The following is a 13372-nucleotide window of genomic DNA, read 5'->3' as shown; positions in this document are numbered from 1 at the left end:
GCAATTGGTAATTAAAGCTATCGACTTTTCAGAGCTCTATTTAATGCACCATAAATGCTTTCAAGGTTTCCTCATAAATAGTCTCATACATAGGCACAATATTATGTAAATCGAATTTTTTAGACTGTGCTTTAGCATTAAGTTTAAACTGATTTAAAGTTTCAATATCAGATAATATTTTAATTGCATTGGCAGACATATCTTCTACTGCTCCAACTTCACTTAAATATCCTGAAAAATTATCCTTATTAACTTCCGATAAACCACCAGAATTTGTAGAAATCACAGGCACGCTACTAGCCATAGCTTCTAAGGCTGCTAAACCAAAACTTTCGGTTTGTGAAGGCAATAAAAATAGATCACTAAAACATAGAATTCGATCTATTTCATTACTGTTTCCTAGAAAAATTACACGTTCAGAAATTCCTAATTCTTCAACCAATTGCTCTGCTCCTTCTTTTTCTGGCCCTTCACCAACTAACATTAATTTTGCTGGCAATTCTTTTTGAATATTATTGAAAATTTTAATCACATCAGGAATACGTTTCACTTTCCTAAAGTTACTAATATGCGTAATTATACGTTCGTCATCAGCTGCCATCATTTGGCGTTGACAATCTGTAAATTTTGGCTGATGCTTTTCTAAATCGATAAAATTGGGTACGACATGAATGTCCTTTTTAATATCAAATAAACGCATAGTATCCTTCTTCAAACTTTCCGAAACAGAAGTTACGGCATCAGATTTATTGATACTAAAAGTTACTGCAGGCTTGTAAAATGGATGACTCCCTACTAAGGTAATATCCGTTCCATGCAAGGTAGTAACTATGGGAATTAGAATCCCTTCATCCTTAAGCATTTGTTGTGCCATATAAGCAGCATAAGCATGAGGAATAGCATAATGTACATGCAACAACTCTATACCATGTAACTTTACCATATCCACTAATTTACTCGATAATGCCAACTCATAAGGTTGGTATAAAAACAAAGGATATTCTGGGACATGGACTTCGTGAAAATGAACATTGTTACTTAATAATTCTAAACGTACAGGTTGACTGTAAGTTATAAAATGAATTTCGTGTCCTCGCTTAGAAAGTTCTAAACCTAATTCTGTAGCGACAACTCCACTTCCTCCAAACGTTGGGTAACAAACTATTCCTATTTTCATTGATAAGTTTTAAGTATTTAAAATTTTAAACCTGTTTAAAGGTTCGTATTGAGATAAAGTCGTGAATTCGCTAAATTCCTTTCTTCAATTTTAAAATAAGTTGCTTTATAATGTAAACTTTTTAAAGTTAGTTTTTTCATAGATGTACGACTCTAACTTTAAGTACTTTTTAACGTATATCTTTTAGCATTTTCTTCCGAGGACCTTGTAGGTTATAAATGTTTTATTCTATAATGGCCTCGTAAATTAAGCGTTGAATCTCCGTTCTGATATTTTCTCTGAGTAATAAGTTCTTACCAGCTTGAGGATAAGTTCTATTAGCTAAAAATATATATACAATTTCTTCTTCTGGATCGGCCCAAGCATATGTTCCTGTAAAACCTGAATGTCCAAAACTAGACATAGAAAGACATCCACAAGTTGGTCCTTCTTCACCCAGCTGTGGTTTATCAAAGCCAACACCTCTTCTGTTGTTATTTCCGCAGTAATAACAGTAATTAAATTTATCTACAGTATCATTTTCAAGATAGCGTTTTCCACCATAAAAGCCCTTTTGTAGATACATTTGCATAATTTTTGCAACATCATTAGCATTACTAAAAATACCAGCATGTCCTCCTACTCCATTTTGCATTGCCGCTCCCATATCATGTACGTAACCATGCACTTTACTATAGCGAAAATAGTTGTCGATCTCAGTTGGTACAATATTTTTAAGACTGAATTTTTTCCGCGGATTATACGTTGTGTAATTTGCTCCTAAAGATTTATAAAATCGATCTTCAACAATTTCACTTAAAGGTTTACCGTAAAAATCCTCTAAATAATCACTCAATATATAATAAGGTAAATCACTATAACGATAACGCAAGCTCGATAATAAATCACTTTCCTGAATAATTTTTTGAATAGAATCCTTATAATCATTTCGCATAAAAAGCGTATTGGTCACTTCTATTTCGAAACCTTTAGTTTTAGATTTTCTGTAATATTTAGGGTCTGGCTTCTTAGTTAACGAATCTAAAGTAGCATAGTAAAAAGGAATCCATGGTTTAAGCTGTGCATAATGCGACAACATCTTTTTAAGGGTTACGTTCTTTTTATTCGTGTTTTTGTAAACTGGCATTAATTTGCTCAATTTATCATCTAACGATAAAGAACCTTTTTCCTCAAGCTCCATTAAAACTGGTAATGTCGCTAATATTTTAGTTAGAGAGGCCACATCGTAAAGATCATCAAAATCAACTTTATTCGTTTTGGCGTAGGTATGATAACCAAAATTTTTATTGTAAATCACTTTACCTTTTCGTGCGACTAACAGCTGGATTCCGGGTGTCATTTTTCCATCGATAGCAAAATTAGCAACAGAATCTAACCGACGTAACAATTTTGAATCCATGCCTACGCGCTCTGGTAAACCATAACTTAAATTCATTAAAGAATTATAGGCTATACCAGTACCGACTGGAAAAAATGCTCCAGTACTCACAGGTAATTTTCCCTTTGCAGCAATTGCACCAAAAACAAGCTGAGCCGATTTTTCTTGAGCTATTTTACTATTCTGATAACTCATTACAATACCTTCAATGTTTTCAATAGACAATAAATCATTTAAGGCATAAGGTCTAGCAAAAACATCTAGAATAACGGTATTAGTCCTCGCAATTTCATATAACCAAGCCATGTCTTTTTGAGAAAACTGAAAATCCTTCCAAGGATTTGCGTTAGATCTGTGAAATCCAATGATTACAGTATTATAATTCTGAAGCTTTGTGATAATTTCATCTAACTTATCTGCTTTTATCTCATGAACTTTGGTGTACTTCTTCAATTCTTCTAAAAATATAGAACCGTCGTCATCACCAAGTGTTACATACGCTATCTTTTTTGTTTCTAAGTCTCGAAGTGGTAATAATGAATTGGTATTTTTTACTACCGTAATAGCATTTTCCATGAGCTCCTCATAAAGTGCATCATCTTTAATTCTATTTAAATCGTTTTCTAAATTGTAAATACCAATTGGTGAATAATTATGAAGACCAACTTTATATTTCGCCATTAATATTTTCTTAACTGAATGTGCTAATCGTTCTTCAGTAATTGTTTTATTATTATATGCTTCAACAAATTTGGCGATGCCTTTTTCAGGATCTTCAGACATCAACATAACGTCATTACCGGCCAAAAATGCCATTAAATCTATTTCGCCTCCTTTAACTAGACTCTTCGTCTTTGTTCCGTCAACACTTTTTTCAACATAATCTGCAGCACCTTTCATGGTTAGCGCATCGGTAAAAATCAACCCATTAAATCCTAATTGCTCTTTTAAAATATCTGTTACAATATGTTTAGATAATGACGAAGGAAATCCTCTTCTCGCTTCTAAACTTGGCACATTTAAATGCGCAACCATCACACTTGCTAGCCCTTGTTTAATTAATTTTTTATAAGGATAAAGTTCTATTGAATCTATTCGTTTTGCGCTGAAATTAATAGTTGGCAATTCTAAATGAGAATCTGTTTCCGTATCTCCATGGCCAGGAAAATGTTTGGCGTTTGCTAATGTACCCGCACTTTGCATTCCTTTCATAAAGGCTAATCCTTTATCAGTAACGTTATCTCTATCTTCTCCAAAAGAGCGATTACCAATTATCGGATTTTTAGGATTAGTATTGATATCTACGGCCGGAGCGAAATTAAAATGCACCCCCAATCGCTTGCAATGTTCACCGATTTGTCGACCAGTTTGTTCTACCAATTTATTATCGGAAATTGCCCCAAGAGTCATATTCCAAGGGAACGCGTAAGTAGAATCTAACCGCATATTTAAACCCCATTCCGCATCCATACCAATAAGCAAAGGTATTTTGGCTCCTGCCTGTAATTCGTTATTTAATTTTGCTTGGCGCACCGGACCACCTTTAGAATAAATTAGACCCCCGATATGTTGTTGGGTAATAAGTTTAGCAATTTCATTTTCGTGTACTTTACCTTTATCCGAAAACACTTGCACCATAAACAATTGGCCTATTTTCTCTTCAATGGTCATTCCATTATAAAGATCGTCTACCCACTTTTGTTGTTGAATAGAATCTATGGTCTGAAGTGGATGTTCAGTATAATTTTGTGCATAATTAACTTGGTAGTAACTGCAAATAAGAAAAAGGAAAAAGTAACGCATTTATAATCTTTTATCGTTTCTAAATTAAATAACGAATAGTATGCCAAATTAGCATATTTAATAGGAAGTAAAAAAACTTTATGATAGATTTTTGATATGGATAATTTACCTAACAGGAAAAAGCAGCTATACCACTTTGTGAAGTCACATTTATCTCAATAATTACTTATTAATTTCACCATTTAAATGAAGGCTCTAATTCAAAAAATGAGAATTATAAATAACAAAATTTATATTTTGAGTATCGAGATCAAAACATTTAATTATAGCTTGAATCACGAATGCAATTAGAAATCGCTATTAAAAATTATGACATTAAATCAATATGTCTATCATGGTAGCCTAATAAATATAATACTCCGTCTAATCCAATACTAGAAATAGAACTTTGAGCATTATCTTTTACTTTTGGTTTGGCATGAAATGCAATACCCAATCCTGCCAGATTTAGCATTTGTAAATCATTTGCACCATCGCCAACTGCAATAGTTTGACTGATATCTATATGCATATTATTTGCTAATAGCTGTAGATATTCAGCTTTTTTATTACCATCAACAATATCCCCCAAATAACCGCCTGTTAAAACACCATCTTTAATTTCTAATTGATTAGCATAAACATAATCAATATCTAATTTTTGCTGTAAGTAATGACCAAAATAAGTAAATCCTCCAGATAGAATGGCCGTTTTATAACCGTAGTAATGAAGCGTATCAATTAAGCGTTTGGCTCCTTTAGTAATAGGTAAATTCTCAGCAACTTCTTGTAACACAGATTCGCTTAAACCTGCTAATAGTTTCATCCGTTTCTTGAAACTTTCATTAAAATCAATTTCACCTTGCATCGCCAATTCGGTAATTGCTTTTACCGCTTCACCTACTCCTGCACGCTCTGCTAATTCATCGATAACTTCGGTTTGAATTAAGGTGGAATCCATATCAAAACAAACCAAACGTCGGTTGCGTCTAAACATGGTATCTTCCTGAAAAGCAATATCCACATCTAGCTCCTTGGAAATCTCCATAAACTTGGTGGTGAAATCCGTTTTGTCGTTTATTTTACCTCTAATAGATAATTGAATGGAAGCTCTTGGATACTCTTCTTTTTTCACTAAAGATAATCGTCCCGTTAAACGTTTTATGGAGTCGATGTTCAAGTTCTTTTCTGAAATAACTTTTGTGACTTCCGAAATTTGTTCGGCTGCTAATTTTTCTCCTAAAATGGTTACAATATAACGGTCTTTACCTTGTTGGTTTACCCAACTTTCATAATCGTCAAGCGAAATCGGTGTGAATTTTGCCTTAATACCAAGTTCATAGGCCTTAAATAACAAATCCTTTAGTACTGCAGAGGATTTTTTACCTTTCTTAATTTCAAACATAATCCCCAAGGACAGCGTATCGTGAATATTGGCTTGTCCTATATCCAAAACTTTAGCGTCATAATCTGCTAAAACACTGGTTAGTGACGACGTTAGTCCGGGTTTGTCTTGTCCTGAAATGTTTAATAAAAAGATATCTGTGGCCACTATAGTTTTTTTACAATCGTAAAAATCAAAATTCTAATTGAATTATAAAAATTATTGAAGATGTGAATTATATAAAAATTATGTCTTATTTAAATGGAATTCGCAAACTCAAAACCATTATTTAAGAAATCTATTGTGCCAACTTTCGCTTGCTGGCACTTCCCAATTTTCATTAAATTCAGCAATATTCGTAACTAGGTTATTAAAAACGATTGTATTTTTAGAAACCGCTTTTTGTTTCGCCATTTTTTTAAAATCAACTAGTGATTTATAGGCAATAAACTCTCCTTGTTTGTAGGATACATTCATTTTATCCATGAGATCCACATTATATTGTTTCTCTATCTGTTGAATGAAATTCACGGATGAATCAATAGAACAACCTGTTGCCACATTTAACTTTTGGTCTAATGCAATTACTATAAATCGTCTATAAACAATTTTATAACCTGCTTGCAAATCCTTACCGTGTGCTGTCCAAGCTTCAATAAATGTATCTAATTGTGTTTTTAGTTGCGCTATTTCATCATCAGAAAACGAACGGTTAGCTTGATAAATCCAAACTCTGGATTCTTCTGGTAAAGTATTAAAATCGACTAGCATATATTATGAGTTTTCATTTTAATTAATTTTGATAAAAATGGTTGAAGACCACTATTCTATTAAACTTAGAACCTTGTCTAAATTCTAATAATTAAACAAAATAAAGTCTACGAATGAACGTCAAGTTTTGGTTCTATCAAAAAATTACAAATTCAATGCAAAAATACAATTTTACATCCAATCTTTATCTTGAGATTCCACCTTATATAATAAGAAATTGTAAATATGTAGCGCATCTTTTTCATTAATATAAGGGATAGTCACCGATTTGGAAGCTGTGTAAATTATAACAGAAGAAATCTGTTGCCGTTTTTGAAAAACCGTTTGTTTCAATTTTATAGCTTGAATTTTATGAATTTCAAGGATATTAGTCGTAGTGTCAATTATGCCACTTCCAATAGTTATAAAGTGATCCGTAATTTTATAATACGCCTTTTTGTACCCAATGTATACGTACAGCATAGCTATTGGAATAAAAACCGCATTGATCCATAATAATTCCACTCCAATTAAACCTAAAGTGATAATGTTGACTACACCACCAAAGATCAACATTTTCAGTGCGGAAATTCGCATAAAATAAGGTCTCGGTTTTGCAGATTCTATCTCACTATTATAATGGGTTAAGAGTTTATTGGTTAAATAATTGAGTTGTTCTTTTTCGAGAGCAACAATCTTAAAATTCTTCTGTTGCTTCGCATTTACCATCGCTTGTTTAACTGACAAACTATGTAAATTAAAATATTGTTTTAGTCGATTTGTTTTAATGACTAAATTTTGAATTCGACTTGGTGTTAGGCTTAACGACACTTTATTGAAAAGTCCCTTATTAATCTCTATCGTTTTTTGATGTTCTACAACTTCGAGATTAAAATTGATTATAAAAGTTTTAATTATGGAAAACAAGAACGAAACTAAAACCACAAGAATAAGAATGACGATATTGGTAAGTAAGAGATTAAAAAGTGTGTCCTCATCTAATTGAACAATATCCTCAATACGCTCCTCGATTTTAAGTTCCTCCAAATACTGTTGAAACTCACTGTATAGTCCAAAAATAAAAGCAAAAATTAATAGGAAACTTTTAAAATGATTTTGTGACACCCCTTCTAAAAAAAGACGTTTTGGTGAAATTTTAAAAAATACATTACGTTTTTCATGTTGTTCTAAAGGGGTATTTTCAATGGCCGCTTTAAGAAACAACTTCTTTTTTAACAAGAGTGCTGTAGGCTTATCTAAGGCGCTGATTTCAATTTCAGATTTTTTGTCTCCTGCCGTTTCAATTTTAACCGACACCACGTTTATCAGCTGTTGTAGAAAGTTTTGTTTGATATAGACATTCTGAATTTTTGTCTTCGGAATAATGGTATTGTCCTTATTAATAATTCCCGTAGCCAAATGAAAATCGTCTTTACTGAGATGAAATTTAAAATTGAGATATTTTAAAATAGCAATAATTAAAATTATTAACATTATGGCTATAAGTCCAAGAATTATCATAGTCGGTGTTATGCCACCAAAGGATTGTCGTCTCATAAACGACACGCCAAATGCTATAAAAAGCACGAAAAATTTCTTAATAAATTGAACAGCATTAAAAGCAAAAATGATAATAATGCCTTTGGATGATTGTCTTAAAGGTTGTGAGAAATTAGTTGCTTCCATTTAACCTGGCACTAATTATTTCCTTTATCTGCTTAGCTTCTATGCGTGGTAATCCTTTAATGCTTAAATCGCTTCCAGATTCTCCAGCTGTAAATATTTTGAGTGTAGATAACCCAAAATGTCTGGCCAACCAACTTCGAGATTCTTCTACATGTTGGATTCTGGACATTGGCATCGTAATTAAAGAATGAACTATTAGCCCTTTAGCATACACTACATCATGTTCTCTTATGGCATATTTTCGGTTTTTGAAAGCCAAATATCCAATGATAAAATTAACGATACAAAATCCTAATAATATAGAAAGTATGTACCATAAATTAAGTTGAACTTCTTCATTTTTTTCAACAAAATAAACTACTCCAAATGCCAAACCTATTAATCCAGCATAAATCGCTAATTTATTTAACGTAATTATTTTAAAGTAAGATTTTGATATAGGTCTTAGAATTAAATCTTCAACTTTTGGTAAACTTTCTGGTTGTATTTGAAGATTTTTGAACGTCATTTAAATTGATTTGTTGTTGTTTTACAACTATTTTGAATCTTTCTAACGAGTTGATAGCGCTTAAAAAAATGTCTTCTTAAGCAGCGCTCTTCTATAACCTCTTGAATGAATGATATAATGAAAAACTTAAAACAAATTAAGCATCTGCAATCAACTCAGCAATATCGAGAACCTTAATTTGATCTTCTTTTTCTTTAGACTTTACACCATCGGTCATCATAGTATTACAATAGGGACAACCTGTAGCAATTATTTCGGGTTGAGTTTCTAATGCTTCTTCGGTTCTTAAAACATTAACATCTTTATCACCTTTTTCAGGTTCTTTAAACATTTGTGCCCCACCTGCACCACAACATAAAGCGGTGTTTTTATGACGTTTCATTTCGACTAAAGTAGCATTTGTCTTTTTAAGGACGTCTCGTGGTGCTTCGTAAACACCGTTACCTCTTCCTAAATAACAAGGATCATGAAATGTAATTCGTTTACCTTTATAAGTATTGCCTTCTAAAGTTAAACGCCCCGAGCTGATAAGATCTTTAATAAATTGAGTATGATGAATAACTTCGTAATGACCACCAAGACCAGGATATTCGTTTTTTAAACAATTAAAAGAATGTGGGTCGCACGTTACAATACGCATTATTTCGTACCCGTTAAGCACTTCAATATTCATCACGGCTTGCATTTGAAATAAAAATTCATTACCAGCACGTTTCGCCACATCACCCGTATTACTTTCTTCTGTTCCCAAAACGGCAAAATCAACATTGGCTTTGTTTAAAATCTTTACAAAAGCCTTGGTGATTTTCTTTGCTCTATCATCATAGCTACCTGCCGAACCTACCCAAAATAAGATTTCAGGTTTTCTGCCTTCTGCCATCATTTCTGCCATGGTTGGCACTTTTAGTTGCTCGCTCATAATTTAGTATTCGTTTTCTTATAAGTTAATATTAAGCCCAACCCTAAACCTAAAAGTATACCTGCTATAAAGCCAGCCAAAAATCCCACTTCAGAATTCCAAACAACACCTATTGCTATTAGCGCCACGATAGAAATCAATATTCCTACTTGTAATCTAAGTTGCGGCTTCACACTCAATATATAACTCATTTTATAAAGTTTTAAAAATTCACATTCTGTGTTGATAGCAGATTATCACTACCATTTACTAACCAGAAAAATAAACTTTTACTCATCTTTCCAATTTAAACGATCCATTTGGTTATAAGGCCAAGGTGCACCGTTATTTTCTATATTGGTCATCATATTATTCAATTCCATTGGTGCTGCACTTTGCTCCATTACCAAATATCTTCTCATATCCATAATAATGGATAATGGATCAATACTTACAGGACAAGCCTCTACACACGCATTACAAGTAGTACAAGCCCAAAGTTCCTCATTAGTAATATAATCTCCTAATAGCTGTTTTCCATCATCTTTAAATACGCCGTTGTTGGCATCGATATTTTTCCCTACTTCTTCTAATCGATCTCGTGTGTCCATCATAATTTTACGAGGAGACAATTTCTTTCCGGTTAGATTTGCAGGACATTCACTTGTACAACGTCCACATTCAGTACAGGTATAAGCATTTAAAAGTTGAACTTGTGATAAATCCATGACATCACTGGCACCAAACTTGGCTGGCACTTCATCTTCTGCAGTTTCTGGTGGCGCTGCGTAAGGATCTGCATCGGGATCAATCATTAACTTTACCTCGGCTGTAACCGCATCGAGATTATTAAATTGTCCTTTAGGCACTACTTTTCCATAATATACATTTGGAAAAGCCAATAGAATATGTAAATGTTTTGAGAAGTATAAATAATTTAAGAACACAAGGATACCCACAATATGCAACCACCATGCTGCTCTTTCTATTGTATAAAGCGTTTCTGATGAAAAACCTTCGAACCAAGGAGCAATAAATTGTGAAATCACATTACCAGCTTCTAAATTCTGAAATGGAGTGTCGGTGGCATTCATAACTAAGAACAAAACCATTAAAACCACTTCGAAATATAAGATAATATTACCATCGCTTTTAGGCCAACCTTTTAAGTCTGAACTTATAAAACGTCTAATTTTAATAACGTTTCTACGAATCCAAAATACAATCACTGACACCAAAACTAAAAGTGCCAATATTTCGAACGCATCAATTAAGAAACCATAAACCGACTCTGGTAATATTGATAAACCAATGCGATGGGTGCCAAAAACACCATCGATAATAATCTCTAGAACTTCAATATTTATAATTATAAAACCTACATATACTATAACATGAAGAAAACCAGATACTGGTCGTTTTACCATTTTGCTTTGGCCTAATGCGATATTAACGACATTTTTCCATCGTTCGGCGGTATTATCGTTTGCATCAACTTTGTGACCTAACTTTATGTTACGAATCAGTTTGTTAATATTTCTCGCAAAATAACCGACACCGGCGATTAGAATTATGGCGAAAATGATATTTGGTAAGTATTCCATAATTGGATGGCTCTAGTTGTTGTTTAATTCTTCTTGTGTTGGTTCCTCGTAAGGAATTTCTCTTTTAGATAAAATACGTCTGTATCTTGCCGGATGTAGTTTTATGTCTAACAATAACAATTGTAATTCCTTCGAAGCATTATCTAAATTATTGTAGAGCGATTCGTCTTTTAAAAGTTTTCCAATGGAGCCTTCTCCTGCTTCTAACCCGGTTGCCAATTGATTAAATTTTAAAACCATTTCGTCTAAATTTTTAACCGTATTTGCAAGATTAGCGTCATTTAAACCGTTGACCAAAATTGCTATTTCTGCAGCAGTCTTGTCAAAATTTTCTAACATTGAAGCGATTTTTTTATCATTATTGCTAATTAAATTATTAGCGGAATTGGCTACACTTTTAAAAGATTTTAACGTTGAATTTAATTCAGCAATAGTGTTTTGCAAACCGTCATCAGATTCATCAACAACAAGTGTATTTAAACTACTTACTAAAGTATCTGCAGACCTAAGCGTCACTCCTAAGTCTTTACTTATCCCAGAGAAATCATCTCCTAAAGCATTTATGATACCTTCTTTAACGTGTGATTGAATAAAATCTCCTGGTTCGGCTAACTGCCCATCGTTGGCATCTAGAATTGCTAAAGCGTTGCCACCCATTAAACTTGTCTGATACAAACTAACCTTACTGTTTTTAGAAAATTTTAATTGCGGTGTAACCGAGAATTCAACAATGGTTTTACCAGAATCAAAATCGTATCTTATCTCCTCAATTTTACCAATTTTATTACCTTTTACAGTAACAGGAGATGACATGGATAATCCGTTATACTCGAATTCTGTATAGTAATTATTGGAACTTGAAAATATATCTTCGCCTTTTAAATAAGTGAATAAAAATATAAATAGGGCGATACCAGATAATACTAATATGGCGGTTTTAACTTCTCTAGAAATTTTCAATGGGCTGTACTTTGATTTGAAACAAAATTAGGAATAAATATATAAATAAAGTTGATATAAATGCGAGTTTAATTTGATGTCGATTTCAATGCTTCTGTCATACTTATTCGTTTACCATTCTTAAATGCTACGATAAATGCACCAGAATAACTTTTTTTAGCTTTTTCTTGATGCTGTATTATCTTATTATAATCTGAAGTTTTTCCACTATAATATTTATATATATTACCCGATTTTTCTCTAGAAATATCTGAAAGCCCTTCAAAATTATAAGGCTTGGGTTCTAATGTCCTTGAACTCGCGGCAATCTGAACTTTAAAAATAACCCCTTCAATAATTCTAGGAGGAACATCAGCTTCAATCGTTATCTCTGGTTCAACACTAAAAATATGATTTCCAACATTTAGATCCAATTCCTTTTTATAATCTAAAATAGCAGCTTTAATTGCAGTTGCCATTTTAGATTGCCCTGCTTTAGTATTGAGATAATTCCCTTCACTTTTATTAGTTAAAAATCCCACTTCAACTAAAACACTTGGCATATATGTATTTCTTATTACTAATAAACTTGCTTGTTTTAGTCCACGACTTTTGCGTTTAGCTTTGTTTATAAAATTATCTTCAATCTTACGCGCTAAAACAATACTTTGTTCTACATAGACTTCTTGCTCAATGCCGATGGCAATTGTAGATTCTGGTGAGCTCGGATCAAAACCTTCATAATTTTCTTGATAATTGTCCTCTAAAAAAATAACTTCATTTTCGCGCTTTGCAACATTAAAATTTCGACCTGTATTTTTTTCTCCTAATACAAAAGTTTCCGTTCCGCTTGCTTGCGAACTATGTGCATTACAATGAATAGACACAAAAAGATCTGCATCCGCTTTATTGGCGATATTGGCCCGTTCGTGTAACTCAACAAATACATCCGTTTTGCGTGTGTATATTACTTTTATATCTGGGTTTTTAGTTAATTCCTTTCCGACTTCTAATGTCACCTTAAGAGCTATATTTTTTTCGCTGTGCCCGTTTCCAACATTTCCAGAGTCATGACCACCATGTCCAGCATCTAAAACCACCACGAACTCATCAGCTTGAGCACTCAAGTTTGAATATGATGTTAAAGTACTTATAAATAGAAGTAATAAGAATAATAATGTAGGTTTTTGTTTCGTTTGCATATTTAATTTAACGGTTTATAAACTTGGTTTATTACACGGTATCAATTGTATAACAGTATTTTTC

Annotated in this window: 11 protein-coding genes; all 11 read right to left on the bottom strand. The window is 32.8% G+C overall.

The genetic code is table 11. From position 1 onward, the window contains the following. Nucleotides 1-40: 40 nt before the first annotated feature. The 11 genes from bshA to QMA06_RS10435 all read right to left on the bottom strand — a co-directional run bounded on the left by bshA (nt 41) and on the right by QMA06_RS10435 (nt 13308). Nucleotides 41-1177 carry an N-acetyl-alpha-D-glucosaminyl L-malate synthase BshA gene (gene bshA / locus QMA06_RS10485; protein ID WP_290206804.1) on the bottom strand — a complete coding sequence of 379 codons (1137 nt, stop codon included), beginning with the start codon at nt 1175-1177 and terminating at the stop codon, nt 41-43. Nucleotides 1178-1400: 223 nt separating this feature from the next. Beyond that, nucleotides 1401-4358 (bottom strand): glycoside hydrolase family 3 N-terminal domain-containing protein, encoded by a 2958-nt coding sequence (locus QMA06_RS10480; RefSeq protein WP_290206803.1) that lies wholly within the window; start codon nt 4356-4358, stop codon nt 1401-1403. Nucleotides 4359-4665: 307 nt separating this feature from the next. After that, nucleotides 4666-5889, bottom strand: coding sequence for a phosphoserine phosphatase SerB (gene serB, locus QMA06_RS10475; RefSeq protein WP_290206802.1), 1224 nt, complete (start codon nt 5887-5889; stop codon nt 4666-4668). 117 nt (nt 5890-6006) lie between these two features. Then, on the bottom strand, nt 6007-6492 hold the full coding sequence (locus tag QMA06_RS10470; protein ID WP_290206801.1) for an ABC transporter ATPase: 486 nt from the start codon (nt 6490-6492) through the stop codon (nt 6007-6009). A 171-nt stretch (nt 6493-6663) separates the two neighbouring features. Beyond that, complete coding sequence (locus tag QMA06_RS10465; protein ID WP_290206800.1) at nt 6664-8157, bottom strand: PH domain-containing protein; 1494 nt, start codon at nt 8155-8157, stop codon at nt 6664-6666. Next, nucleotides 8144-8665: a PH domain-containing protein gene (locus tag QMA06_RS10460; protein ID WP_290206799.1), complete on the bottom strand. Its 522-nt coding sequence runs from the start codon at nt 8663-8665 to the stop codon at nt 8144-8146. Before QMA06_RS10460 ends, QMA06_RS10465 begins: the two co-directional genes overlap by 14 nt. Before the next feature lie 136 nt (nt 8666-8801). Further along, entirely contained in the window at nt 8802-9584 is a 783-nt protein-coding gene (locus QMA06_RS10455) for a (Fe-S)-binding protein (RefSeq protein WP_290206798.1), read from the bottom strand. Next, nucleotides 9581-9775 (bottom strand): hypothetical protein, encoded by a 195-nt coding sequence (locus tag QMA06_RS10450; protein WP_290206797.1) that lies wholly within the window; start codon nt 9773-9775, stop codon nt 9581-9583. The genes QMA06_RS10455 and QMA06_RS10450 overlap by 4 nt, the downstream gene beginning before the upstream one ends. A 78-nt stretch (nt 9776-9853) precedes the next feature. Further along, nucleotides 9854-11167 (bottom strand): (Fe-S)-binding protein, encoded by a 1314-nt coding sequence (locus tag QMA06_RS10445; protein ID WP_290206796.1) that lies wholly within the window; start codon nt 11165-11167, stop codon nt 9854-9856. Between the two features lie 12 nt (nt 11168-11179). Next, nucleotides 11180-12127 carry an MlaD family protein gene (locus QMA06_RS10440; RefSeq protein ID WP_290206795.1) on the bottom strand — a complete coding sequence of 316 codons (948 nt, stop codon included), beginning with the start codon at nt 12125-12127 and terminating at the stop codon, nt 11180-11182. Nucleotides 12128-12195: 68 nt separating this feature from the next. Then, nucleotides 12196-13308: an N-acetylmuramoyl-L-alanine amidase family protein gene (locus QMA06_RS10435; RefSeq protein ID WP_290206794.1), complete on the bottom strand. Its 1113-nt coding sequence runs from the start codon at nt 13306-13308 to the stop codon at nt 12196-12198. Nucleotides 13309-13372 lie beyond the last annotated feature (64 nt).

The sequence above is a fragment of the Winogradskyella bathintestinalis genome (assembly GCF_030407435.1).
GTDB classification, from domain to species: Bacteria; Bacteroidota; Bacteroidia; order Flavobacteriales; family Flavobacteriaceae; genus Winogradskyella; species Winogradskyella bathintestinalis.
The sequence above is the reverse complement of the archived record's forward strand: the minus strand, read 5'-3'. Positions and strand labels throughout refer to the sequence as shown.

Excerpts from the sequence above, each read along its gene's own strand:
- bshA (WP_290206804.1), bottom strand. The coding sequence starts at position 1,177 with ATGAAAATAGGAATAGTTTGTTACCCAACGTTTGGAGGAAGTGGAGTT.
- QMA06_RS10480 (WP_290206803.1), bottom strand. The coding sequence starts at position 4,358 with ATGCGTTACTTTTTCCTTTTTCTTATTTGCAGTTACTACCAAGTTAAT.
- QMA06_RS10470 (WP_290206801.1), bottom strand. The coding sequence starts at position 6,492 with ATGCTAGTCGATTTTAATACTTTACCAGAAGAATCCAGAGTTTGGATT.
- QMA06_RS10465 (WP_290206800.1), bottom strand. The coding sequence starts at position 8,157 with ATGGAAGCAACTAATTTCTCACAACCTTTAAGACAATCATCCAAAGGC.
- QMA06_RS10460 (WP_290206799.1), bottom strand. The coding sequence starts at position 8,665 with ATGACGTTCAAAAATCTTCAAATACAACCAGAAAGTTTACCAAAAGTT.
- QMA06_RS10455 (WP_290206798.1), bottom strand. The coding sequence starts at position 9,584 with ATGAGCGAGCAACTAAAAGTGCCAACCATGGCAGAAATGATGGCAGAA.
- QMA06_RS10450 (WP_290206797.1), bottom strand. The coding sequence starts at position 9,775 with ATGAGTTATATATTGAGTGTGAAGCCGCAACTTAGATTACAAGTAGGA.
- QMA06_RS10445 (WP_290206796.1), bottom strand. The coding sequence starts at position 11,167 with ATGGAATACTTACCAAATATCATTTTCGCCATAATTCTAATCGCCGGT.
- QMA06_RS10435 (WP_290206794.1), bottom strand. The coding sequence starts at position 13,308 with ATGCAAACGAAACAAAAACCTACATTATTATTCTTATTACTTCTATTT.